Source organism: Pseudolactococcus piscium, from assembly GCF_002441695.1.
GTDB classification, from domain to species: domain Bacteria; phylum Bacillota; class Bacilli; order Lactobacillales; family Streptococcaceae; genus Pseudolactococcus; species Pseudolactococcus piscium.
In genome coordinates this window covers 164954-189637 of record NZ_JXJW01000001.1, presented here as the reverse complement: position 1 = coordinate 189637, position 24684 = coordinate 164954, and the positions used below count along the sequence as shown (strand labels likewise).

The 24684-nt window shown below is 37.9% G+C and carries 23 protein-coding genes; 1 reads left to right on the top strand and 22 read right to left on the bottom strand.

The window, feature by feature from the left end; genetic code table 11:
* Window positions 1-196: 196 nt before the first annotated feature.
* From RU86_RS00810 to RU86_RS00720, 19 genes are all read right to left on the bottom strand, one after another.
* A complete protein-coding gene (locus RU86_RS00810) occupies window positions 197-1654 on the bottom strand; it encodes a glycoside hydrolase family 1 protein (protein ID WP_096813584.1) in 1458 nt (485 codons plus the stop codon).
* Between the two features lie 110 nt (window positions 1655-1764).
* Window positions 1765-2193, bottom strand: a complete 429-nt coding sequence (locus RU86_RS00805) for a DUF3284 domain-containing protein (protein ID WP_096813583.1) — start codon at window positions 2191-2193, stop codon at window positions 1765-1767.
* Window positions 2190-2369, bottom strand: a complete 180-nt coding sequence (locus RU86_RS00800; protein ID WP_096813582.1) for a hypothetical protein — start codon at window positions 2367-2369, stop codon at window positions 2190-2192. Before RU86_RS00800 ends, RU86_RS00805 begins: the two co-directional genes overlap by 4 nt.
* The gene (locus RU86_RS00795; RefSeq protein ID WP_096813581.1) at window positions 2369-2575 is read right to left on the bottom strand and encodes a hypothetical protein; all 207 of its coding nucleotides are present in this window, start codon (window positions 2573-2575) and stop codon (window positions 2369-2371) included. The genes RU86_RS00800 and RU86_RS00795 overlap by 1 nt, the downstream gene beginning before the upstream one ends.
* Window positions 2576-2689: 114 nt before the next feature.
* Complete coding sequence (locus RU86_RS00790) at window positions 2690-4156, bottom strand: PTS sugar transporter subunit IIC (RefSeq protein WP_096813580.1); 1467 nt, start codon at window positions 4154-4156, stop codon at window positions 2690-2692.
* A gap of 70 nt (window positions 4157-4226) precedes the next feature.
* The gene (locus RU86_RS00785; protein ID WP_096813579.1) at window positions 4227-4541 is read right to left on the bottom strand and encodes a PTS lactose/cellobiose transporter subunit IIA; all 315 of its coding nucleotides are present in this window, start codon (window positions 4539-4541) and stop codon (window positions 4227-4229) included.
* 454 nt (window positions 4542-4995) lie between these two features.
* Window positions 4996-6135, bottom strand: coding sequence for an alpha/beta hydrolase-fold protein (locus tag RU86_RS00780; protein ID WP_096813578.1), 1140 nt, complete (start codon window positions 6133-6135; stop codon window positions 4996-4998).
* Window positions 6136-6152: 17 nt separating this feature from the next.
* Entirely contained in the window at window positions 6153-6953 is an 801-nt protein-coding gene (locus tag RU86_RS00775; protein WP_096813577.1) for an alpha/beta hydrolase, read from the bottom strand.
* A gap of 9 nt (window positions 6954-6962) precedes the next feature.
* Entirely contained in the window at window positions 6963-7835 is an 873-nt protein-coding gene (locus RU86_RS00770; protein ID WP_096813576.1) for an AraC family transcriptional regulator, read from the bottom strand.
* An 81-nt stretch (window positions 7836-7916) separates the two neighbouring features.
* Window positions 7917-8708: an alpha/beta hydrolase gene (locus RU86_RS00765; protein WP_096813575.1), complete on the bottom strand. Its 792-nt coding sequence runs from the start codon at window positions 8706-8708 to the stop codon at window positions 7917-7919.
* A 64-nt stretch (window positions 8709-8772) separates the two neighbouring features.
* On the bottom strand, window positions 8773-10125 hold the full coding sequence (locus RU86_RS00760) for an MFS transporter (RefSeq protein WP_096813574.1): 1353 nt from the start codon (window positions 10123-10125) through the stop codon (window positions 8773-8775).
* Between the two features lie 213 nt (window positions 10126-10338).
* Window positions 10339-11208, bottom strand: a complete 870-nt coding sequence (locus RU86_RS00755; RefSeq protein ID WP_179296160.1) for a Nif3-like dinuclear metal center hexameric protein — start codon at window positions 11206-11208, stop codon at window positions 10339-10341.
* Window positions 11209-11435: 227 nt separating this feature from the next.
* Window positions 11436-12881, bottom strand: coding sequence for a glycoside hydrolase family 1 protein (locus tag RU86_RS00750; RefSeq protein WP_096813572.1), 1446 nt, complete (start codon window positions 12879-12881; stop codon window positions 11436-11438).
* A gap of 10 nt (window positions 12882-12891) precedes the next feature.
* Complete coding sequence (locus RU86_RS00745) at window positions 12892-14754, bottom strand: beta-glucoside-specific PTS transporter subunit IIABC (protein ID WP_096813571.1); 1863 nt, start codon at window positions 14752-14754, stop codon at window positions 12892-12894.
* A 70-nt stretch (window positions 14755-14824) separates the two neighbouring features.
* Window positions 14825-15661 (bottom strand): PRD domain-containing protein, encoded by an 837-nt coding sequence (locus tag RU86_RS00740; protein ID WP_096813570.1) that lies wholly within the window; start codon window positions 15659-15661, stop codon window positions 14825-14827.
* A 305-nt stretch (window positions 15662-15966) separates the two neighbouring features.
* On the bottom strand, window positions 15967-16752 hold the full coding sequence (locus tag RU86_RS00735; protein ID WP_096813569.1) for an ABC transporter permease: 786 nt from the start codon (window positions 16750-16752) through the stop codon (window positions 15967-15969).
* On the bottom strand, window positions 16749-17711 hold the full coding sequence (locus tag RU86_RS00730) for an ABC transporter ATP-binding protein (protein ID WP_096813568.1): 963 nt from the start codon (window positions 17709-17711) through the stop codon (window positions 16749-16751). Before RU86_RS00730 ends, RU86_RS00735 begins: the two co-directional genes overlap by 4 nt.
* 13 nt (window positions 17712-17724) lie before the next feature.
* Entirely contained in the window at window positions 17725-18009 is a 285-nt protein-coding gene (locus tag RU86_RS00725; protein WP_096813567.1) for a metal-sensing transcriptional repressor, read from the bottom strand.
* Between the two features lie 237 nt (window positions 18010-18246).
* Window positions 18247-19077: a LysR family transcriptional regulator gene (locus RU86_RS00720; RefSeq protein ID WP_096813566.1), complete on the bottom strand. Its 831-nt coding sequence runs from the start codon at window positions 19075-19077 to the stop codon at window positions 18247-18249.
* A 93-nt stretch (window positions 19078-19170) separates the two neighbouring features.
* Between RU86_RS00720 and RU86_RS00715 the strand changes: the two genes are divergently transcribed.
* Window positions 19171-19767, top strand: a complete 597-nt coding sequence (locus RU86_RS00715; RefSeq protein ID WP_096813565.1) for a histidine phosphatase family protein — start codon at window positions 19171-19173, stop codon at window positions 19765-19767.
* 129 nt (window positions 19768-19896) lie between these two features.
* On the opposite strand, the gene RU86_RS00710 is transcribed toward RU86_RS00715, so the two are convergent.
* Genes RU86_RS00710 through RU86_RS00700 form a run of 3 tightly spaced genes read right to left on the bottom strand, consistent with a single transcriptional unit; the run spans window position 19897 to window position 24110 of the window.
* Window positions 19897-20802, bottom strand: coding sequence for a PRD domain-containing protein (locus RU86_RS00710; protein WP_096813564.1), 906 nt, complete (start codon window positions 20800-20802; stop codon window positions 19897-19899).
* Between the two features lie 21 nt (window positions 20803-20823).
* A complete protein-coding gene (locus tag RU86_RS00705; protein ID WP_096813563.1) occupies window positions 20824-22278 on the bottom strand; it encodes a glycoside hydrolase family 1 protein in 1455 nt (484 codons plus the stop codon).
* On the bottom strand, window positions 22278-24110 hold the full coding sequence (locus RU86_RS00700) for a beta-glucoside-specific PTS transporter subunit IIABC (RefSeq protein WP_096813562.1): 1833 nt from the start codon (window positions 24108-24110) through the stop codon (window positions 22278-22280). The genes RU86_RS00705 and RU86_RS00700 overlap by 1 nt, the downstream gene beginning before the upstream one ends.
* Between the last annotated feature and the right edge of the window lie 574 nt (window positions 24111-24684).

Sequence of the window (24684 nt, the reverse complement as noted above, 5' to 3'; positions counted from 1 at the left end):
TCGATAATTATATTTTATTAGTTTATAAATTTTTAGTTAATTAATCTATTTCATTACTACTTTGCTATTTATTCATTTTTAGCGGCTCTCATCCCAAATCTAAAATCGGCTTTCAAAAAAACACCCAACACCTGCATTGATATGCAGTATCGAATGTCCTAATTTTTCAAGTCGTCAAGAGTCATTGGCTATAGACTTACTGCAACAGACTCAAGTCGTCTCCATTACTTGCCATAACAGCTTTATACCAGTAGTAAGAATCTTTTGTAATGCGTTTTAAGGAACCCGTCATGGTCTCATCTTGATCAACATAGACAAAGCCATAGCGTTTTTGGTAGCCATTCAACCAACTGAGGAGGTCAGTGTAGGACCATGTCGTATAGCCCAGTACTTCAACACCATCAGTCAACGCCTCTTTAATCGCTAGTACATGTTTTTTCAAGTAGTCGATTCGGTAGTCATCATGAACTTGACCTGCTTCAAGTTTATCGTATTCTCCCAGACCATTTTCAGTGATGAGGACTGGTAAGCGATAGCGCGATGAGATGCGGCGTAATGCGATGCGTAAGCCAGTTGGATCTATCGTCCAATCCCAGTTTGTTGTGGCAACATAAGGATTTTGAACTGTTTTTTGTAGACCAGGAATACCTGACTCTTTTGCAGTGCCTTTTTTGCCTGTCGTGTTCATCTGGTAGCTGTCTTTATTTTCAACGCCACCACCGATTGGGTTCCAAGCGTTAGTAGCAGTTTGATAGAAATTAAGACCCATAAAATCAGGCTTGGCAGATTTGAGTAATGCTGCATCACCAGGTGCAAATTCAGGTGCTAATCCTCTTGCTTTCAAGTAGTTTAGGGCAACGATTGGATACTCGCCATAAGCATAGACATCCATCCAAAAATGCGCCATCATTTCTTCGGCATTTTCAGCGGCCAAGACATTTAAAGGGTTTGAATCAATCGCGTACTGTGGCGTGTAGGCAAATGAAGGTCCAATTTTACCGTCAATTCCCATCTCATGGAATTTATTAATCACAGCCGCATTGGCCAAGTTGGCATGATGATTGACCTGGTAAAATAATTTAGGATCTTTTTTTCCCGGTGGATGAGTCGCTGTCTGCCAGCCCATATGTGTGAAGATATTTTGTTCATTTAATGACACCCAATAGCTAACACGATCACCATAGGCTTTAAATAAGGTTGCTGCATAATTAACAAAGTCAGGAATAATTTGACGTGACTCCCAGCCACCATACCTATCTTGCAGTGCTTGTGGTAGATCCCAGTGGTAAATCGTAACTAATGGTTCAATACCGTTGGCTAAGAGATCATCAATCAAGTCACTGTAAAATTTGAGTCCCGCTTCACTGACTTGACCGACTCCTTCAGGAAAAATACGCGTCCAAGCAATTGAAAAACGATAGGCCTTCATCCCCATGTCAGCCATGAGTTTGACATCTTCTTGATAGCGATGATAGTGGTCAACCGCGACATCACCAGTCGTCTCCTTAAAGGTCTTACCAGGGATACGAACGAAATGATCCCAAACTGATAGCCCTTTGCCATCTTCGTTATAAGCACCCTCTACTTGATAGGCAGCTGATGCACTTCCCCAAAGAAATGCTTTAGGAAAGTCTACTAATTGTTCATGTTCCATATTACCCCTTTTCTATACGCTTAAATTAAAATAGCTAGTTATCCGAGAAAGAGGCAACTAATCTGTGTTTTTTAATACTTCTAATTGCTTAATATGAAACTAGTGACTGATTAGCGTCCGTTATAGGCGCTTGAAATACTGTTTAAAATGGCTGTCATCTGTCGTTTCTTCACCCAGCCCAGACCAATTTGCATCATCATATCATTCAAATTTTGGAAAAAACCGTGTGAGATCATATCTTCTGAAATCACTACTTCTGTCAGCTTGTCATCAATCCGATGCATTTCCCAACGTGTGGTGTAAGTATTTCTAACCGTTTTTGTTGTAAAGGCATAAACAGCAGGTTCGATGACCTCATCAATAACGATTTCACCTGCTTGATTTTGCTTGGCACCAAATTTTTTCTTGTACTTAAATCCAGATAAACTAGCTGTTTTAGGGCGTTTACCAGTATTTTTTTCAATATCATACAGACCCGATTCAAGAATTTTTTCAAAGACAAATTGGCGAGGTACAGCCAAAGTTTTTACTATTTTCATACCTTAGGTTCCCCATTTTGCTCTGCTTTATCTTTTTTGCCGCCCACAATGACCATCCCAAGACCAAGGATGAAAACCAAGATACTTAAGATTAGGAAGGCACCAGCACCTTGTAGCGTTGAGATAAAGATTAAAAGTGCCAAGCTAATAAAAGCCCATCCCCATTTTTGTAGCATTATTTTACCACCTCTACATTAAAGTATAGGGCGACTCCCCAAGGTTGTGCCTTAATTAGCGCTTTAGCCTCTGCCGCTTTTTCCGCCAAGTCACCAGCAGTATTGAAGTATAGGCGAATGCCCTTTTTTTCTAAAAATTCATATCCATTTGCTTCCAAAACTGCAATAACATCTTGTTGCTTCATTGCCATATTCACGACTAACATGCGTTACCTCTTCCTATTTTTAAGCTATTTCTATGTCCCTATTTTATCATTTTTTAATAGAAAAAGACGACTTCCGCCGTCTTTTTGAGCATCTGCCCAACGAAGGAGGAATGATTAAACTTCTTCTTCCATTGAGTTTGATGCGATAACAAATGGGAACCAGATAGCAAATGAAGCTGCAAAGGTTACCATGGTTACAATCACTGCACGCCAGTCAAATCCTGTTGCCATGTAAGCGTTAAGGAATGGTGGTGTTACCCACGGTACTTGCAAGACAACCGGTGATACCAAGTGTGCTGCAGTTGCAAGATAAGCAATGGTTACGGATACCATTGGCGCTAGTAAAAGTGGAATGAAGAAGAGTGAGTTCAATACCAAAGGCATACCGAACATGACTGGTTCATTGATGTTAAAGACACCTGGCGCAACTGATAGTTTTGCCACTGTTTTGTAGTCTTCACGTTTAGAGAACCAAAGAATAGCGATGATCAGTGTAATCGTACCCGCAGTACCACCAAACCAAGCATAAGCGTCCCAAGAACCCCGTACCCAGAGGGTAACAAAACTACCATCAACGGCGTGTGCTTTATCTGTTGCCCCTTTGGCAACAAGTTCTTTAACGCCTGCCAAACCAACTTTTTTATAAACGTCCATGTTGGCCAATTGAAGTGGACCCCAGATACCATCTAGTACTGGACCTAAAACGTTAGTACCATGGATACCAAAGAACCAGAAGAGAGAGACGAAGAAGGTCACGATTAATACTGAAACAAGTGATTGTGACAAGGCTTGGAATGGTTCAGCGATGTATTTACCAATCAAGTAAATCAAGTCACTGCCAGTCCATACTTTAATGAAGTAGTAGATCACCGAAACTGCATATACTGCAACGATTGTTGGGATGATCGCTAAGAAAGCTTTAGATACTGCTGGTGGTACTGATTCAGGCATTTTGATTGTAATGTCTGCCAACATTAATTTTGCATAGATGATAACGGCAAGCGCACCCATAATCATCACGGCGAAGTAAGCACCCGCATCTAGTTGACCAACTGAAAGGGCCATTTTCCAAGTCGCAATACCTTGCGCTTCGATGTTACTGTTAACAGTCGCCATCGCTTTTTCAGAAAGGCCAGCTGTCGCAACGCTTAAAATATTAGGTAGGCCAGCGATTAGCGCTGCCACCCCAACGATACCACCTGCAAGTTCATTAACTTTGTAGGCTCTTGATAAGTTGTACCCCCATGAAAAGGCAAAAATAAGACCAATAATTGTCAATGTCCCTTGGCTCACGAGTCCTGAAATGCCAGCAAGTTGTTCAAAAACAGGTGTTTTTGACAATGTCCAAGCATTGCCTGCAGCAGCTGCTGCTGCGGCTTTCGTAGGTCCTTCAACTAATTGTTGGATCGCACTGGGTACAGTACCAATCAGTACAGAGACTAATGTCGCCATAGCCCCTACCATCGTTGCTGGTAACATGCCGACAAACGAATCACGAAGGGCAACTAAATGTTTTTGCGACCCAATTTTAGCTGCGATTGGGACGATGTGTCTCTCCATCCACTGTTGTAATGCATTCATAATTTTTTCTCCCCTTTAAACATCAACCTTCTATTTGGTTAGGTGTAACCAGACACGAAGGGGTTTGTTTTTAAGCTTTAATCACCTTGTACAAATCAATGATTTCTTTCGCCAAATCAACGAAAGCAATGCCTGTCATTAAATGGTCTTGCGCATGTACCATGTAAATAGATACAGGTACATCCTCACCATTTGCTGCTTTAGTCAACAATTCAGTTTGACTATGATGCGCTTCAATAATTGATTTACTTGCTGCTGCGATCCGTTCGTCAGCGGTTTTAAAATCACCTGTTTTAGCTGCGCGAATTGCTTCTACCGCTGAAGATTTTGCCTCTCCCCCGTACATAATCAACGGCATAATAACTGCCATCTGTGCGTCGTCCATATGTCTCCTTTATCTTTAAATAAATTTTTACAATAAATAAATGCGTCGATAATTTGTTTAGATAAATGAAACCGCATACAAATCACCTACAGCATTATATTACCATTTGATTTTAGTTTATGCAAGCGCTTTCGTAATATAGTTAGAGTTATATAAATAAAAGCTGATGCCTTTGAAGCCGTTTTCTATGGCACGTAAGGGTTGTAGGGTAACTTTGACAGACTTATACTCTCATTTTTTGTCTAATTTTATTATTAGTTAATTCAGTATTCCGCCTAAAAATGTGAAGAAATTTTTAACTTTAGATGCCATTAGATTGCCAACCTGGTGATCTATTAGAATATCAAAAACATGATTAACAAATAAAGCCTTAACTCGACCAAACTAGAGTTAAGGCTTTATTTTGTAGTTAATATTTTGAATGAACCTGCTGCTTCTCTCTTCTGTCTTTTCCTTATATTTTTTTATGGGTACTATCTTGAAATAGTAGAGACGCAAAGTCTCTGATGCACTTGCGCCATACATTCCAATCATGACCACCTTTATACAGACTACGCTGATCCAAAATATTTTTGCTATCAAGTAAGACATTATCTGCTTCAAACTCTGCCATAAAAATATCCTGTTCGCCTATTGCTCGGAAAAAGACATCGTAGTCAGTTAAAAACCTATTGGCATCAGTTAACCTCATCAAATGTGCGTTGTCAGACGGATCACGTTTGACCATATCCATGAGGGCGTGACCTTGAATGAAATCGTGTAGAAAGCCACTGAACAAGCCGACTTGACTAAAAAGCTCCGGATGATTAAAGGTGACGATACTGGTTTGGATTGACCCCATCGATAAGCCAGCCATCGCACGATTGTCCCGGTCACCGATGATCCGATATTTACCTTCCATCGTCGGAATAACATCTTTAAGTAAGTAGCTTTCAAATAAGGTATGATCCACAACGGTTTGACCAGACGCATCCGTGACTTGTACCATGCCATTGCTCATGACAACGATAAACGGTTTGCATGTGCCTTTGGCAAGTAAATTATCCAAAATGAAATTGACTTTTCCTTGACTGGTCCATCCAATTTCATTTTCACCATGACCATGCTGTAGATAAAGGACTGGGTAGCTTGTATCTGTCTGTGCTTCATAACCGGGCGGTGTATAAACGAGACAGCGTTCCCAATTACCAGTGACCTGAGACTTAAGGTACTCGTGATGAATGGTGCCGTGGGGGACATCAGCTAAGCCATAAAAACTAGCCTCATCTGTATCAAGAGCCACATAATTATAAGGCCTACTATAGCCATAGCCAATAGGAAGATAGGGCGTTAACACGTCTTGCTCATCAATCCGTAACTGTACCATCGTAATCCCATCTGACATGGGATAGGCTAAGCGCCAAATACCTGCGTCATTTTTCTTGAAATCATATACTTGATCATAAATCGCTAATTGGACTGATTTTGCTTGGTCAGCCTTAACTTGAAGCCAGGTTTGTCCAGTTTCATCTGCTTCTTGAGCCAACACATTATCTTTAGGGGGTAAAATCGGACAGGCAGATAAGAACTGCGTCATGAGTGCTCTTGATACCATAGGACTTCCTCTCACTGCTAAAATTTCAAAATAAGGTCAGCTTGTGTGCCAGGTTGGATGTCAGCTAAAAATGAAAATGCTGGATCCATTTGTTTTTCCCAGTAAGCATACTCATGTTTCCCTGTGCCACGTCTATCGACAAATGAAATCCCTTCCTTTATCAAGCTGTCACGTAAGTCAGTCACACCTTTTAAGACCAGATCATCTTGTTCGCCACAAGCAATAAAAAGTTCTGGCATATCAGCTTGATCAACTTCTCCATAAAATTTTGCCAGATTTGTATCCTCAGCATAATAAGTGGCTTTATCTCCAAATGTCGTGGTAAACAGGGCTTCTTGAAACAACATATCGTGGTGGCAAATCAAATCATAGCAGTCTGCACTTGGTGACAAGGCAACGATTTTAGAGAACATATCACGGAAACGTAAGCCATTCAGTAAGGCACCATAGCCACCCATTGAGATACCACCAATGAATGTATCATTACGATTTTCTGACAAAGGTAAGAGTTTCCGAGTGACCTCAACAACTTCTCTGATAAAAGTCGAATAATTGGCTTGATGGTTAGCCTGCTCAACATAAAATGAATTGTCACCATCAATGATAACGATTGCAATGCCCTTGAGTTCACATTCTTTTCGAAGTCCTAAATAAGTCATCAAAGCAGTCGCGTCATTACTAAATCCTGGTAAAAAGTATACTGTTTTATAAGGTGGTTCAAAAAGTGTACCACTAGTCCCATCTGATGGTAAGTACACTTTAAGTGTTGTATATTTTGAAATTGCTTGTGATGCAAATTGTAGTTCAAGATAAGCCATTAGCTACTCCTATTCTTTTTTCAGCCACTCTGATGGGGTACAATCAAAGTGTTTTTTAAAGGTTTCAATAAAGGATTTGACATTTGGAAAACCGTTATCCAGGGCTAGAGCCGCTAGTTGACGGTCAGGATGATTTCTCATAACCGAAATACAGCTATGTAGCCGTTTATATTGCAGGTAATCATGAAATTTCATCCCCATACGTGATTTGAAAATCCGTGATAAATAGGCGGGCGTATAGTGAAAGGCCGCCGCAACACTTGCCAACGAAACCGTTTCTTGATAATGACCATCAATATAGTTGACAATTTCTTTTAAAGTCTCGGATGACCTAATATCGCGCTGGTGATCAATTGTTTTTTCAACTGAACAATAGGCTTTTAACACAGATAACAGTTGAAAGAGAGTTGCCATCAATTGCAACTGAATCAATTGTGTCATCGCTTCATTTTTGTCAGCCTCATCATAACGCGTGTCATCACCAAGTTGGCTTTTTAATTGACCAAACTTCAGTAAGACTGCGATCAACTCCTCACGTTCATAAGCCTTATCAGGAACCTGAAATGATAAGCGACTGCTCAGCCATTGATCAAGAAATGCTTTAGAGACTTGAACCGTTACCCCTTCAAAATAATCTGTTGGGGCTATCCAATGATTACTATGCAGGACACCGCTATTCACGATCACAACATCACCAGGTTGATGCTCAAATAGCTCACCAGCTACCATATGTTGAATACAACCACCAGTTGTGAGGTTGAATTCGACATTTTGGTGCCAGTGCGCAGGTGTAAAAATGTCTTTTCCTTCAAAATAGTGATTAAATATACGAATCGGAATTTGATCTCTGGTAAATTCTTCAGTCTCATAGAGTTCTGGCATATGCGCTCCCTTTGTTAGCAATTCATCTTTTGAGTCAATTTTAACAATTTTTTATGTCACAAATCCAGTATACGCCATTTTTTATTCGGTTAACAGCCAATCAATGGCTTTTGGTAAATACGTATTCCAAAATTGCCAATCATGAATTCCTGAACTTTCATGATAGTCTAGGGGAATTTGACGTGTTGTTAAAGCATCACGCATATTATGATTTTCTTCTAGTAAAAAGTCCTCCGTACCGACTGCCTGATAAACTGCTGGCACAAGACCTGAACTAATTGCTTGATCCACACAATAAAGCGGGTCCTTATCGCTACCTTTTAATTGTTTTAAATCGCCAAAAATCCTTGTGTAGTAGGCGTAATCAGCAATCATGTCACGATGATCTGGCTTAATATCTGTGATATTATCGATAATAAAAGCACCGGATAGAGAAATAATTTTACTGAATGTTTGATGATACAGCATACCTAATCTTAACGCGCCAAATCCGCCCATTGATAAGCCGCCAATAAAAGTATCTTCTCGCTTGTCTGAGAGAGGAAAAGCACGGCGTGTAAAGTCAACGATTTCTTGTCCGACAAAATCACTATAATCACCACCGATACCGCCAATATTTTCATAAAAACTATTTTCAGCAGCTGGTAAGACAATCGCTAAGTTATGCAGTTCAGCCAGGCTTCTCAAATTAGTATAATCCAACCAATCATCTTGGCTGCCACCAAACCCATGTAAAAGATAAAGTGTTTTAAATTTTTGGGGTTTATTTGCCTCAAGTTCAGGATTACCGTAAGACTCAATCGGCACAATGACCGTTAAATTGACGGTCCGAAACAGGGAAGCTGAAGCAAATGAAGTTCTAAATATTGACATAATGTTCTCCTTTTTAAGTTATCATCAGACATGTTTGTCTCACTTGACGCCACATGTCTTATTTTTATAAAGCTGCACGTCTGGCTTCCAAATCAGTTATAACTTGTGGGTATATTTTATCTAATTTGTAGAAATAGTTCAAGATAATAACCGCTGCGAAAAAGATAATAGGTAACCAAACATAACAGAATTCAATGGCGTTAACTGCCGACGCAGTTTGAACTTTTGCTTGACCATTAAAGCCACCAGAATTAAGAATCCCTGAAATTAACAGTTGTACGATAGAATTAGCGACCTTGACTGCAAAACCGATAAAGGCCATTAGAAAGCCTTGTACACGAATACCAGTCTTCCATTCCCCATAGTCAACTGTTTCAGCACACATGACAAATACAATCCCAGTAATAAAGGCTGATCCTGCTGCTGCAAAGGCTGTACAAGCAATCACACCAGGAATATTGCCCTTAGTAACAAGTAAGCCCATATTCCCAATAATACCCATGGCTGCACCCATCAGGACAAGTTTGTGTTTCCCGATTTTTTTAGCAATAATCGGAATAATGAGTGTGATAGGCACACCAATAATACTTAAAATCGATAGCAAGGCAGATGAAACCCCAGGATTACCCAGGACATTGGTTGTATAATAAACCGTCGTTGATGCTTTAACGACAACTTGGGCAATGATAAATAAGGTAATCAGTGTCACCAGTAGCCATGGCCCATTTTTAAAAGATCGAAGGGTATCCTTAGCTGAAATTTTTTGTTGGCCAATTGCGGACATGTTCATCCGTTCTCTTGTATTGAAACCAGCCATCATGGTTAATGCTGCACCGATGACACCAAAGATTAGAATCACATAGTTAAACCCCTTGTAGTCTGACCCATTCCCCAAGAATGCAACCAAGCCTAAGGTCATTAAACTTGGAATCAGCTGACCAAAGTTAGTGCCTAGTGAGCCAAACATATTAGTGGCTAAGCGATCATCTTGATCATCTGTAATTGCTGCCATCAAGACATTTTGTGGAATCAAGACTGCGGCACAAGCCAAAGTATAGATGATATAGGTAATGAGTGCGTAAATATATTTTGTTGAGGCACTTGCATCAGGAACATGGAAAACAAAGAAACAAGCTGCTGCCATTGGAATGGCACCAAAAATCAAATAAGGTCGACATTTTCCCCAACGTGATTTTGTATGATCAACGATCACACCCATAAAAGCATTTGAGATGGCATCAACAATACCACCAAATAGTAAAATCGTGCCTACTTGTAAAATATTGATACCAATGACGTTGGTATAGAAAAACATGGCAAATGTTGTAATGACTGTTGTACTTAGACAAATCCCCATATTACCTGCGCCATAACTGATTTTCTCCAACAATGGCATTTTTTGACTTACTTCATTCATCGTAAAGCCTCCTATGTAATTTCGTTATTTTTATATCTAAGACAATGATAGCGCTTTCTTTTCTAGCTATCTTTCCTTTTCTTTTCAGAATACTTGTCATTTTTTGCACTTTTCGCTCATTTAAGCCACTAAAAAACCAGAGATGCAACTCCGGTTTAGTTATGTCATGACTTTATGGCACCATAAGTATATTTAAGACAATCTGCATGCTAGTCATTGCTTAATTTCGTATTGCCAAAGATCCCCAGATGCCACATAGGTCACAGGTACTTGCGCGTCTGTAATCTCTTTAAGCCATGCTACTGCATACTTTTCCCCCAATTCCTCCCAATTAAAATGACCTGGATTAATACAAGCAAGATTTTTTCCCTGAGCATTTGCGTCACGAATATAAGATAGCACTGTCCACTCTACCACCTCACCTGGAATGATACACTCGATGCCATCCTGCGCCATGCTTTTTATGAGTTCTGTTGCATAATCTGTCCAAGTCCCGTCTTCTTTTTCCTGTTGTGGGATAAAAGCATCTGGAAAAAGATGACCGACAAATGCAAGTTTTTTAATCCTAGCTTGGCCATTGCCAACATAGCGTAAGCCATTCATCCCAATCTTCATCATCAACTCTTGATTAATCGCATGAAGTGTTTTTGACTCTGGAAATTCGATGGTAAATCCAAAAGGAACAGTTTGTGTATCCGTCAAATAAGGTAGCCACCCTAAATAGCTTAAGACACCTGTAAAAATTTGGTCTGGCTGATCTGCATGCATGTGATCATGATCTCGAAAAATCACAAGTTGATGCGCTTGAATTAAGGCTATTTTTTCATCATAAACTTGACAGTCAAAATCTGCGCGCCATTCTGACCAATCAGGCGTCAGATATGATGTTGGCTCGTGAACGATTAAAAGATTAGCGCCTAATGAGATAGCTTGTTTGATGACCTCAACTGTTGGGACCAAAGCCGAGACAATACCTGTACAGGCTACTTGTGCATCGCCAAATTTAATACCATCACACGTTTCTGCATCACCTAAATCTGGATGGTAGGCCATCAAACGATCAATTACTTCTTGAATTTTCATTGCATTACCTCTTTCATTTACTTTGCATACTTTCATTGTATCCGTTTTCAACTATAATCTCTAGGTCATTTTTTGCTTCTTGCTTGTCATTTTTTGTGATAATCTAAAACCTAATGATTCTGTTAGATTCGTTTTTGATAGGCATCATCTATCGGATATAAAATAGCTTACAAAAGAAAAAGCGATCGGAAATCATTTCCTACGCATTTTCTTTTGTATGATAATCCTTATAAGATTTCACCATTTGAGGCAATCACGTCTTTATACCAGTCAAATGATTTTTTCTTCAATCTTGCAAAATCTCCCGTGTTATCATCATATTTTTCTACATAGATGAAACCATATCGCTTAGCATATTCTCCGGTTGATGCTGACACAAGGTCAATACAGCCCCAAGGGGTATAAGCGATTAAATCTACCCCATCTTTGACTGCTTCAGCCATTTGTTGGATATGTTGTCTGAGGTAATCAATCCGGTAATCATCATTAATGCTACCATCAGCTGCGATCTCATCTTTAGCACCAAGACCATTCTCCACTACCATTAACGGTAGATCATAGCGTTCATATAAGTCATTTAGTGCATAGCGCAACCCTTTAGGATCGATTTGCCAGCCCCAGTCACTAGCTGTCAAGTAAGGATTGAGAACGCCACCCAGGATATTACCTTCCCCACTTTCGATAGACTGATCACTAGATTGGCAAGTTGACATGTAATATGAAAAGCTGATAAAGTCAACTGTCCCTTCTCGTAAAATCGCCTCATCTTCTGGTGCTACAACAAGCTCAATACCCTTTTCTTTAAATAATTTTTTTGCATAAAAAGGATAGCGACCTTTTGCTTGGACATCGGTACAAAAATAGTTGTTGACTTGATTATAAGCTTGATTTAGCAAAATATCATCAGGGTTCGATGTCAATGGATAGCTTGCCATGTAAATCATCATGTTCCCAATCTGATAATTGGCATCAATTTCTTTGGCCATTTTAACTGCTAGAGCACTTGCCACAAACATATGATGTAAGCCTTGATAGCGTTGTTGTGGGATATCTGGCTGCGCCATAAACGCCGTTGGATTTTCTAAATCATTTAAAATCCCTTGATTAAGAAAGGCACCCATAGGCTCAGTCGCAGAATTGATTTCATTAAACGTTAACCAATATTTCACTTTACCTTGATAGCGCGTGAAAATAGCACGACAGTAATTCAAGAAATAATCAATCATATCACGACTAACCCAAGCATTACATTTTTTAGTTAACCCAAATGGCACTTCATAATGTGAAATCGTAATTAATGGCTCTATACCATATTTCAAACACTCGTCGATCACATCTTCATAATGCTGTAGGCCAACTTCATTGGGCTCAGTTTCATCACCATTTGGAAATATTCTTGTCCAGTTAATTGAGAATCTAAATACTTTGAATCCCATTTCAGCAAATAGTGCAATATCTTCCTTATATCGGTCATAATGTTGAATCGCTTCATGACTGGGATAAAATGTATTCTCGTCAATGATAGGCGTGATCGTCTTACTTTGACCGAATTTACCACCTGTTGAAATATCAGATGTTGAAATACCTTTACCACCAACATTCCAAGCACCTTCAGCTTGATTGGCAGAAATGGCCCCGCCCCATAAAAACCCTTCTTTAAATACTGCTGTCATGTCCTATCTCCTATTTCTTAAATTCAATCATTGTTTCTAAAAGTAATTTATCACCCAATTCACCAATTTTCACTTCAGAAAAATCATCCGTATTAGTGACAATGATTGGTGTGACAATTGGATAACCTGCTGCTTTAATTGCTTTAATATCAAAAGTTAATAATGTATCACCAAGTTTAATTTGGTCTCCCTGTTTTACCTTCGGCGTAAAATATTTGCCTGCAAGTTCTACCGTATCAATGCCGACATGAATCAATAATTCGATACCACTATCAGATTTTAGGCCAACCGCATGATATGAATTCATCATTAACTCGACTGTTCCAGAAAACGGGGCTTTCACAACGCCTTCACTTGGTTCAACTGCATAGCCTTTACCTAAAACGCCAGATGCAAAAGTCGCATCTTCAACATCTGATAAAGCAATGACATTGCCTTCAATCGGATTTCTCACAGTCAACTCTGCTTCACTGATCACGTCATGATCTGATGTACTTGCTGCAACCGTATTTGGTTTGATCAAGAAGTAAGCACCAACAAGTGATCCAACAAAGGAAACAACAAAAACGATACACGCAATGATGAAATTGTTACCATCTTTTGGCGCGATAAACTGTAGAATTGACAACAAACTTGGTGTTGCCATCGCAAATGATTTTAGAGAAAAGATACCGGCTATTAGACCTGCAGCACCACCCGCAAGCATTTGTGCATAGAGTACTTTTTTATTTTTTAAACTAACGCCGTACAAGGCAGGTTCAGTTACACCCGCAAGTAAGGCAGAGATACCCGCAGGGATAGCCATCCCTCTAACTTCAGTACTTTTCGATTTCAAAGCGACGCCGAATACAGCACCTGCTTGGGCAATATTTGATGCAAACATAGCTGGTAGTAAAAGCATATCAAAACCAATATTTGGGTTACTCAAAGCCATGATTGTTGTTGGTAAAAATGCCCAATGCATACCAGTCATAACAATAAAAGGCATAAATGCAGCTAATAAAGGAATTGTGAGCCAAGGTACATAAGTATGTAGCGTGTCAACTGCTACCATGAGCCAGTCACCCAAGATAGCGCCTGCTGGCGCTAAAATGACCAAGGCAAGTAACCCTGTAATGAATAATGTAGCAAGTGGTTTAAAGAAATTTTTAGCCCACTCAGGTGTTACTTTATCTACTGAGATATCAACATGTTTCAAGAGTAAAGTAGACAGCATAGCTGGCAATAAAGATGACGCATATGATGCATGCACGACAGGGAAGACATTAAATAAATGCGTTGCCTTATCACCACCTAATAGCGTAATTAAGCCAGGATAGACTAGGAATGCCGCAATGGTCATCGCCATATACATATTTGTCTTTAGACGTTGTGCTGCTGTTGCAGCTACCAAAATAGGTAGGAAATAGAATGTTGCATCACTAAGGGCATTCAAAATGATATAAGTATCACTCGTGTCCGTAATCAGTTTGAAAATACTAGGCCCTAAAATTAACAAGACCACTTTTACTAAACCAGACCCAATAAGTGCTGGAAATAAAGGGGACATACAACCAGCTATAAACTCAATAATAGTTGAAAAAATATTTTGCTTTTCTTTTTTCACATTGCTATTACCAGCATCTGAAAAGGCACCAACTTTATTGATTTCATCGTAAACTTTAGCCACTTCATTACCAATAATGACTTGGTATTGACCACCTTGACGTTTAACTGCAACAACACCTTCTAGGTCAGCAATTAAGTCGTCATCAGCTTTACTATCATCTTTTAAAACAAAACGCAGACGTGTCATACAATGTGTTAACGACCCCACGTTATCTTGTGTACCAACACCTGCTAAAATCTTAGATGCAATTTTTGAGTAATCCATATCTTCTCCAATCAATTCTTTCACGTATGCCCATGCATAATAAATCGGATCGATTTACTATGCATGAGTACTATTCTTTTTCACGGTTTAACTTTTCAATATATAAAATCAAATAAGCTTTCTCTTCCGACCCGATGCCCTTATGATATTTTAGAAAAATCATTTTTTCAACTTTTATTGCACATTTTGCAGCCTCTGGATAAGTCACGACCATCGTCTCAAATAAGGTATTATCATCCTTAAACTTACTAGAGCCTAACCTTTTGACCAATCCTTTTAGATGCATAACGAATCGATAGTAGGAAAAAGATGTTTCATCATACTGACACTGAAAATAAGTTTCAACAACCTTTACTATATCTGAAATAAATTTCACCGTTGTGTTCGTTTGTTTTTCACTTTCATCTAAATCAATTCTGTTATTCAAAATATGTAGGGCAATAAATGCTGCCTCGTCAGCTAAAATCTCCTTTCCAACCATCTCTGAAATCAATTGGCGAGCATATTGGCCAATTTGAAATTCTTTTTCGTATATTCTACTGATTTCTAATGTCAATTTATTGGTCAGTAATTGACCAACTTCAACTCGTGATAAAACAGAATCGACATGGTCAGTAAGCGTTAAATGAATAATTTCATTTAACGGCATGTGGTACTGTTCTTGTGCATAAGAAATAATTTTTTCTGCCAATACGGATGCCTTAGGATCAATATGTTGTGTTAAGGTGACGTACTTTTGATAGACATCATCAGACAAAACAAATATTTTTTGACTGTCTGTTTTGTCTATCTCATCTCCAATGCTATTATTGAAACCCAACCCATTTGACATCACTATTTTTTCTTGCCCCGTTTCTGTCTCCGAAGCAATCACCACATTATTATTTAGCACTTTTTTGATTTTCATTATTTTCTCCAAACAAAAAAGAACAATACCCCAAAATATACGAAAAACACCGTTAAAGATGACACATATATTTAGGTATTGCCCTTATTACGGTAACAAGCCCTTATTAATTTTTATTTTAGCATATCATGAAAGCGATGTCAATTACTTTTATCAATTACAAAATTTCTCATTAAAAAGTCCCTCAAACCTTTTGTAAATCACTAGTTTTTTAACATTTTTTGTTCATTGTTCTGTCAAAAACATCTAGTTAGATCATTAAATATCTGCTCATGCCTATTCTTTTAGGAAACCTGAGTAGATATTTATTTTACAACTAACCTTTTAAATCGTTTATATCCGATAGCACCCATTAAAATTGTAAACCCAATAATCCCTAATAGGCTATAAAAAATAGGAATTGATGGTGCATTTGGAATCATTAGCGACCTTAGGGCTTCGTTAATGTACAAGAGCGGATTGATTAACACTAATTTTTGAATAAGTGGTGTTTTTGCCAGAGAATCCCAAGTAAAGAAAATTGCACCTGTAAATACAATTGGCATTAAAAAGCCGGGAAACATGGCTGCGATTTGATTTGGCTTAACGATTGTCCCCACCAAAAGTCCTAGAGCTGCTGATGTGAAGGACGCTAAAAATATTACACAGAAAAACCCGATTATTTGACCGCTAGTCATTGAAACAACAATATAGTGTCGCATGAACAAGAGAGAAATTGGTAAGACGATGAGCGCACCAATCCATGACTGAATAATCCCGACAATCATTTTACTGATAGCAATGTAACTTGTTTTAATTGGCGCTTGTAGCCTATCCTCGATTTCTCGTGACATATTAAAATCCATCGTGAGTGGTATTGCCGTCCCATGAATACCTGTTAGCAGTAAGCTCATCCCAATTATCCCAGGGAACATATATTGAGGAAATGTCTCAGGTAAGATACCAGATTTGGGTAGGACATAGCCATATACTAAGATCAGGATAAATGGCAGCATCGCCACTCGGAAAATAAACTCGTATTTATCTCGAAGTTGAATTAGTAAATCTCGTTTAATCATAAATTTCATAACACGAAAGTCTTGTCTAGTCATACATCCCCCCCATTCTCCTCTTGCTCAGATGTCAATTGAATAAATATATCATCTAATGTTGCACTTGATATTGTCAAATTATCATACCTAATTTGTGAGTTTATTAACCAGGTTACAAAATCAGTTTTTGATTGATCTCCATCTTTTAAATAGAAAACGATAGCTTGATCTGTGAAGTCAACTTTTTCAACGAAAGATAAGTCCTGTAACACCTTAACTTGATTCGCCTCAATATTAGCTCCCGTTAACCTCGCAATCAGGTGTCCCGGTATCAGCTTTCTAAGTTCTTGCGCTGTCCCAATCGCTTTAATTTCTCCCTTAGCATAAATGGCGATTCTATCTGAAAACCTTTCAGGTTCTTCCATATAGTGCGTTGTTAGAAAAATAGTTGTGCCTTCTTGCTTTAAGTCAAGCACTTGTTCCCAAAGAATTTCTCTATATTGGGGATCTAATCCTGTTGTTGGTTCATCAAGGAATAATAGTTCTGGCTTATGCACAATCGCTCTTGCGATTTTCAGCCGTTGAATCATACCACCTGAAAAATGCTTAACAAATTCATTTTCCCACGCTTTTAACCCAAATTTTTCAAGTAAAAAGTCGACACGTTGCTTTACCGCTTCACCATGCATCCCAAAATAATGGGCATGATAAAGTAAATTTTCTCTAGCCGTCAACCCTCTATCAAGATTATTATGTTGCGTTACCACACCAATTTTAGATTTTAACTCAGTAACATTCGCATCTAAAGCTTTTTGAAAAATCTTAATACTGCCTGAGGTAGGCAGTATTTGAGCTGTCAGCATCCCAATGGTTGTGGATTTTCCAGCTCCATTTGGACCAAGAAAACTAAAAATCTCACCAGATTTAACTGTAAAATTAATGGCTTTGACTGCATCAAAAGCTTCCCCATTATTTTTATGGTATGTCTTTGTTAACTGATTCACTTCAATAATATTCATCTACTGATCTCCTTTACTTAATCATTTTCCCAATTGTAGCTAACACCTCATCAATAATGGCTTCATTATTATCCTTAATCCCATCAACCAAGCACGTTTGCATGTGATTTTTCAGTAATAGTTTACTAACAGCATTTAAGGCAGCTTTAGCAGCAATAATCTGATGCAAGATATCATCACAATAAACATCTTCATTGACCATCCTAGTAATGCCTCTAATTTGCCCTTCTATACGATTAGTCCGTCTAGTTAAATCGCTAACAAGTGCTGCATCTCTTTTTACCTTCTTCTTACTCATATACCCATACCCCCTATATGTATATTAACAATTGACTATTGAAATGTCAATGGTCTTAATCTCATTTTAATCACCTATCACCTTACTTTGAGTAACTGAATTAAGCAGTTATCGATCTGGATAAGCCTGATAAACGATAATTAACTGATGCAAAGTAACAAAAAAGACAAGAAATGATCTTGTCTTAATGTCTAACTTTTTTGGGAACAATATTTTCACATACTAAACCTACTAGTTTCACCCTTGATTAGCTTTAAGTTCAGAGATGATAGTATTGATCATCTTTTTTTGAGGTGATTCTTGTTTGTGTACCGCAAAAAAATGACTTTTTATAGCCGTTGCAATACAGATGATTTCATCAGACAAATAGGTTAAAAATCGTGCAGAAACTAAGGTCGCACTATTATGATTGACGCGAATATTGGCAATTGCATCCTGCGTTGACTCAACTGTAAATACAGGGAGATTAGCAAAAGTATGATGGGTCTCATAAACGCTATCAAGACTCGTTTTTTTACTCTCACTAATAATGATTGACGCGATGTCAGCAACGGATTTTGCCTTGCTGATCAAGACAAGCTCATCATCAAATAATTTTGTAACGACAAGGTTTGCTGGCAGTAAGGGAGCATTCATGGCACTTATCAAGATGAGGTCACAGGTATTTTTTTCAAGTTTAGCCAAGGCGCTAGATGATGGCATACTTTTGATTAACATACGATCTTGATTTTGGGTCACTTGGTGGTTGGCTAATACTTCTGGTACGATATACTGCGTCATCAAATAATTGCCATAGACTTTAATGGCCGTTGATTGCGTCAATAAAGCATCTACTTCTGGTAAGGCCGTATCAAAAAAACTAAAAATCAAGCCATATAGGTGCTCCCCTATCTGGGTTAATTTAATCCCCCGACCCGCTTTTTCAATTAGCTTTACATTGTAGGTCTGCTCTAGTTTTTTTAACTGTGCACTGACTGCTGGTTGGCTGATCAATAGATATTTTGACGCTTTTGATATGGATGAAAACTTAGCAACATGGAAAAAAATCTCTAGATGATGTATATTCATAGGTCAACTCATAACTTTTATTTATATATGACTTCATTATATTGTATTTGTGGGGATTTCGCAAATACAATATAATGAAAATAGAGGTGAACGATGTTACATATATATTTAATCAGACATGGACAAACGCAATGGAATTTATCGCAAAAAATGCAAGGTAGTCTCAACTCTGAGTTAACAAGTTTAGGAAAATCACAAGCTACAAAACTAGCTACCAAATTAGCATCACTCAATTTGGATAAAATATTTTCAAGTACTGCCACTAGGGCGAGCCAAACTGCTAACCTTATTTTTGATGACCAACCGATCATACATTCAGATGACCTACAAGAAATTGCCATGGGGAATTGGGAAGGAAAAACCTATACCCAAATTAAAACTGAATCTCCTAAGGAATGGTTTAATTTTTTTAAAGATCCTTTTAGTTACACTCCCTCAAAAGGTGGTGAAAGTTTTGATGACCTCGAAAAGAGACTCAAAAAATTTATTGATCACGAACAAATTAAAAGCATGACTGGTCATATTGCCATTGTTTCTCATAGAATCACACTAAAGATGCTGATTAGCATTCTGCAACAAGATAAAGCGTTATTTAATCATATTGACCTGGATCCGACATCATTAAGCATCTTAACTTTAGCAAATGATGCGTCTAAAATAGCCTGTTTAAACGACACGACGCATTACTAATAATGAAAAATAAAATGACCATGAAATCTGTATGAAAAACAGAGATTTCATGGTCATTTATACTATCATCTGCTTATGCTATTGCTAAATAGCATAAGCCATCATAATAAACTGAGTTAATCATTGTCGTCATGTCTTAGCACCAAGAACGTCAGGCTCATCTCCAGACGCAAGAGGTGTATTTTTTTCTGCATCGATTTCTTGGGTTTTAATCAATCTATTGATGTGAACACTCAAGTAAGTAATCTCTTCTTTAGGAATCTGTTTGTCGTAAACAGTTGTTAAATAGTCTTTGACCATGAAGGCAATTTCTGTTGATTTAGGATAGGCTATCGCAATTTGTTCAAATAGTGAATCATCTTTTTCCGTCAGCATGCTATCTGAAAAAAATCGTTCTGAGAAAAATTTGAGATGTGTAATAAAGCGTTGATAATGTATACTTTCTGTATAAATCTGACGACCGATACTATGGCGAACAATACTAATCACACTTGAGATCAGATTTGCATAGTTCATACTATCCTTTTTGACACCATCCTCAGATTGTGCATTGATGATATGAAAGGCAATATTTGCTGCTTCCTCATCAGCTAGCGTAATACCTAGCTCTTTTTTTATCAATGCTAATGCATACTGACCAATCTCAAATTCATCTGGATAATAAGTTTTAATCTCCCAAAAAACACGATTTTGAATAATGATCCCATTCTTTTGACGCTCAATAGCAAAATTTAAGTGATCACTTAACATAAAATAAACAGTCGTATTTAATGAACACTTGAGTACTTTTTTTGCCTGTTCAACGGTAGATCGCGTAATTTCTAAAATCACTGGCGGAATTGATGCCAACAAGCTGATATAATCTTTAATCGCTGAGTCATTTAAAGGAATAAATGTTTGATTGACAACGGACTCATCTACGACATCTCCTACCTTTTTCCCGTAACCGATTCCCTTGCCAAATAAAATGAACTCACTATCATCTTTATCTACGGCAATCACCGCGTTGTCATTCAAGGATTTCTTAATCAACATCAGACTACTCCTAATTCATTTCTATGTTAAATCCTCGCCATTTGTCTTAATGACTTTTTGATACCAATAAAAGGATTGTTTTTTCAACCGTTTTAATGTCCCTTTACCAAAATCATCCTGATCGACATAAATAAAGCCATAACGTTTACTCATCTGCGAAGTGGATACACTAATGGCATCAATCGGCGCCCAACTTGTATAGCCAAATAAATCAACACCTCGCTCAACAGCGCGCTTCATTGCTGCCATATGAGACCTAAAATAATCGATTCTGTAATCATCATTAATACTACCATCTGAAGCAACAATGTCTTTTGCTCCCATCCCATTTTCAACAACAATGAGTGGCACGTGGTAACGATCATATAACTCAATGAGTGAAATTTCTAGACCAATCGGATCAATTTGCCAGCCCCACTCAGTAGACGCCAAATAAGGATTTTTAACACTCATGATGGTATTACCAGCAGCTTTTTCTTTATTTGGATCAGCAGATTCAGTTCTTGACATATAATAACTAAAGGCTAGGTAATCAGCTGTTCCCGATTTTAAAATAGCTGCGTCATCTGCTGCCATCTCAATAACGATGCCTTTGTTCTTGAGATGTTGTTGGTACAATAATGGATATTCCCCAAAAATCTGGATATCAGCATGAGCATGATTGTCCAAATTTCTTTCTAAGGACAATAAAACATCAGAAGGATTACAGGTATTTGGATAGGTCGTTAGCTTAGTCAACATACAACCCATTTGACTATTGGGTATTAACTCATGGCATAATTTAGTTGCTTTTGCTGCCGCAACGTATTGATGATGCAAGGCCTGGTATATACTTGTTTCTAAGTCAACTTCTTGCGGCGCATCTGGAACAATACCTGCTGTAATAAACGGATGTCTACCAACACTATCAATTTCATTAAAGGTCAACCAATAAGTTACATATTTACCAAATGCTTTGAAACAAACTGACGCAAAATTGACAAATAAGTCTACAAGTTTTCGGTTTGTCCAGCCATTATACTTTATGGCAAGTGCCAATGGCATTTCATAATGAGATAACGTCACGATTGGCACTATATTATGTTTTTTAAGTGCCTCAAAAACGGAGGTGTAGTAGGCAATCCCTGCTGGATTAGGCTCACTTTCTTCGCCTGTCGGAAAAAGACGTGTCCAAGCAATTGAAAGCCGGAGCGTCTTAAATCCCATTTCTGAAAAAAGGGCAATATCTTCTTGATAGTGATGATAAAAATCAATACCTCTTCGTTTTGGATAAAACGTGGTATCTGTTTCATTCTTGGCAGTCTCAAGGCTCTCAAGCGTCATTTTATTATGACCAGAGTAATCACTCACGTCTAAATCAGGCTTAAACATCGCCACATCAGCAACCGAGAGCCCCTTACCATCTACATCCCATGCACCTTCTACTTGGCTTGCTGCAATCGCACCACCCCATAAAAAATCAGGTTTAAAACTCATTATACCACTCCTTCTATATGCATTAGAAACTCATTTTGGATCACTTCAGTTTTTGGATTTAAGTCTATTTTAGCATGTTTAGGATTAGTTATCACAATCATGGTTGTTGTATCAAATCCTGCTGCTTTGATTTTTTCTAAATCAAAGCGAACGAGTAGCTGACCTTGTACAACCTTCTGTTTCTCAGAAACAAGCACATCAAAGTAGTCACCTTTTAGATTGACTGTATCAATCCCAATATGAAATAAGATTTCTACACCATCAACTGATTTCATGCCCAAAGCATGTTTGGTGTTATAGACCATTTCAATTACACCATCAGTGGGCGCAAAGAGTTCTCCCTTGCTTGGCTTGATGGCAATTCCGTCACCTAACATTTTATTAGAGAAAACATCATCCTTAACTGCACTTAAGGGAATGACTTTCCCTTCTAAAGGGGCTACTAAAGTCACTGTCTCTTCTGTCTCTTCAGTATTTTCAACGGTAGTTGTTTCTGATGATGGTTCTTTCCAAAGTACAAATACAGAGATAAATGAGGCAATAAACGAAATAATCAGGCCAATTACTGCGTACATCAAGTTATTAGGTAGCGTTTCTGAAATAAACATAGATAGACTAGCTAATCCCGGGCCTACTGCAACGTAGGCTTCAACTGCCATTAATCCTAAAGATGTCCCCCCTATCAAGCTACCTATCATCACACCATATAAGACTCTTTTATGTAGAATTGTTACACCATAGATGGCTGGCTCAGTAATACCAAATAAGGCTGAAATCCCAGCAGATAAAGCCGTAGCCCGTAATGTTTTATCTTTCGTTCTAAACATAACTGCAAAACAACCACCTGCCTCAGAAATATTATGAGCTAGAGAAGCTGCACAATAAATCACTTCTTTTCCAGTTTTACCAAGTGCTGTAATTACATAAGGAATCATCGCTTTGTGCATCCCAGTAACGACCATGAAAGGTAAGAACGCAGCCAAAATACCAACAGCAATAAATCCGACCTTTCCGAAGATAAACATGATGACAGCAGCAAATCCTTCACCAAATGTATAGCCAATAGGGCCTAAAACAATAAGTGTGAACGGCACAACAATCATTAAGGACATCATAGGTACAAAGAAACTTCTGATGACCTTCGGTGATACTTTAGTAAAAAATTTTTCTAGTTGTGCATAACAAAGTACACAAAGAATAGCAGGAAATACTTGGTAAGCATAATTAATATTTTGTAAAGCAATGCCAAAGAATTTTGCACCTGATACGATCATAGCAGTTAGATCAGGTGTCAATAAAGCTGCAACAGCAGAAAGTGCGACTAATGGATTAACCTTCAATTTATTGGCAGTTGTGACGGCGACAAGAATAGGTAAAAAGCGAAGCGGTGCATCACCAACAAAATTTAATATTTGATAAGTCTGAGTTGTTTTACTTAAGATGCCAACTAAGTTTAAAAGCATTAAAAGTGATTTTAGAATACCACCACCAGCAATAGCTGGAATTAGTGGTTGGAAGATACTAATCACAAAATCTAAGATAGTTGCTGTTAGTGGCTGCTTTTCTTTTTTGGAAGCAGCAGCCATTTTTCCTGATAACAGTTTTTCTAATTCATTATAAATTTCTATTACAGCGTTACCAATAATAATTTGGGTTTGTACTGTTTGATTAACACCTAATACTTCAGGTATTTTTTTAAGTGCTTCTTTATCAACTTTTTGATTATTGATTAGTGAAAATCTCAATCTTGTAGAACAGTGCTCTAGATGAGAGATGTTCTCTGATCCTCCGACAGCCGCCAATATTTTTTGGGCAATAGTTTGTACTTCCATTTTCATTCCTCCAGATGTTGGGCATTTATTTAATGTGATCAAGACTAAACAAAAAGCCGAATTAATACAATCACAAAAAAAGTTCGTGATTACATTAACTCGGCCATGCCTGTAATACAGTTACATACCTGATATTTAACTAAATTCATTCTATCACAAAAAAATGTAAGCGTCAACATTTTTTTAAAAAATAACATACGCCCCCTTAAAAACGATATATTATCGATAACCGATACATAATTATTGTTTTGTTTTATGTGCCATACTGAAATTAGGAAGAAAAGGAGACGTTAATGATGAATAGAGAAAAACTGATCAAAAAGATCTCAAAAATGCGCAATCGGTCGGACACCTTTCACACTCAGTCTTACTACTTAAATAAGTAAAATAAGTATTTTACTAGTCGTGACAAGTTTATTGCTTCCAATTCTAAAAGGTATCGTTTTGATATTATTCACAAAATTTGGAGTTTTTACCTTTGATTTAGGTCGGATAGTCCTTACACTTATTATTTATGCTATTTCTCTCATCTTTGCATATAGCCTTTTATTACAAAAAGAGGTTGATGGAACAG

What these genes read in the sequence shown, in the direction of transcription:
- RU86_RS00770 (WP_096813576.1), bottom strand. Translation starts at nt 7,835, where the DNA reads ATGCCAGAACTCTATGAGACTGAAGAATTTACCAGAGATCAAATTCCG.
- RU86_RS00705 (WP_096813563.1), bottom strand. Translation starts at nt 22,278, where the DNA reads ATGAGTTTTAAACCTGATTTTTTATGGGGTGGTGCGATTGCAGCAAGC.
- RU86_RS00800 (WP_096813582.1), bottom strand. Translation starts at nt 2,369, where the DNA reads ATGCTACAAAAATGGGGATGGGCTTTTATTAGCTTGGCACTTTTAATC.
- RU86_RS00810 (WP_096813584.1), bottom strand. Translation starts at nt 1,654, where the DNA reads ATGGAACATGAACAATTAGTAGACTTTCCTAAAGCATTTCTTTGGGGA.
- RU86_RS00760 (WP_096813574.1), bottom strand. Translation starts at nt 10,125, where the DNA reads ATGAATGAAGTAAGTCAAAAAATGCCATTGTTGGAGAAAATCAGTTAT.
- RU86_RS00740 (WP_096813570.1), bottom strand. Translation starts at nt 15,661, where the DNA reads ATGAAAATCAAAAAAGTGCTAAATAATAATGTGGTGATTGCTTCGGAG.
- RU86_RS00710 (WP_096813564.1), bottom strand. Translation starts at nt 20,802, where the DNA reads ATGTTGATTAAGAAATCCTTGAATGACAACGCGGTGATTGCCGTAGAT.
- RU86_RS00765 (WP_096813575.1), bottom strand. Translation starts at nt 8,708, where the DNA reads ATGTCAATATTTAGAACTTCATTTGCTTCAGCTTCCCTGTTTCGGACC.
- RU86_RS00755 (WP_179296160.1), bottom strand. Translation starts at nt 11,208, where the DNA reads ATGAAAATTCAAGAAGTAATTGATCGTTTGATGGCCTACCATCCAGAT.
- RU86_RS00720 (WP_096813566.1), bottom strand. Translation starts at nt 19,077, where the DNA reads ATGAATATACATCATCTAGAGATTTTTTTCCATGTTGCTAAGTTTTCA.
- RU86_RS00775 (WP_096813577.1), bottom strand. Translation starts at nt 6,953, where the DNA reads ATGGCTTATCTTGAACTACAATTTGCATCACAAGCAATTTCAAAATAT.
- RU86_RS00750 (WP_096813572.1), bottom strand. Translation starts at nt 12,881, where the DNA reads ATGACAGCAGTATTTAAAGAAGGGTTTTTATGGGGCGGGGCCATTTCT.
- RU86_RS00730 (WP_096813568.1), bottom strand. Translation starts at nt 17,711, where the DNA reads ATGAATATTATTGAAGTGAATCAGTTAACAAAGACATACCATAAAAAT.
- RU86_RS00790 (WP_096813580.1), bottom strand. Translation starts at nt 4,156, where the DNA reads ATGAATGCATTACAACAGTGGATGGAGAGACACATCGTCCCAATCGCA.
- RU86_RS00805 (WP_096813583.1), bottom strand. Translation starts at nt 2,193, where the DNA reads ATGAAAATAGTAAAAACTTTGGCTGTACCTCGCCAATTTGTCTTTGAA.
- RU86_RS00785 (WP_096813579.1), bottom strand. Translation starts at nt 4,541, where the DNA reads ATGGACGACGCACAGATGGCAGTTATTATGCCGTTGATTATGTACGGG.
- RU86_RS00735 (WP_096813569.1), bottom strand. Translation starts at nt 16,752, where the DNA reads ATGACTAGACAAGACTTTCGTGTTATGAAATTTATGATTAAACGAGAT.
- RU86_RS00745 (WP_096813571.1), bottom strand. Translation starts at nt 14,754, where the DNA reads ATGGATTACTCAAAAATTGCATCTAAGATTTTAGCAGGTGTTGGTACA.
- RU86_RS00700 (WP_096813562.1), bottom strand. Translation starts at nt 24,110, where the DNA reads ATGGAAGTACAAACTATTGCCCAAAAAATATTGGCGGCTGTCGGAGGA.
- RU86_RS00795 (WP_096813581.1), bottom strand. Translation starts at nt 2,575, where the DNA reads ATGTTAGTCGTGAATATGGCAATGAAGCAACAAGATGTTATTGCAGTT.
- RU86_RS00780 (WP_096813578.1), bottom strand. Translation starts at nt 6,135, where the DNA reads ATGGTATCAAGAGCACTCATGACGCAGTTCTTATCTGCCTGTCCGATT.
- RU86_RS00725 (WP_096813567.1), bottom strand. Translation starts at nt 18,009, where the DNA reads ATGAGTAAGAAGAAGGTAAAAAGAGATGCAGCACTTGTTAGCGATTTA.
- RU86_RS00715 (WP_096813565.1), top strand. Translation starts at nt 19,171, where the DNA reads ATGTTACATATATATTTAATCAGACATGGACAAACGCAATGGAATTTA.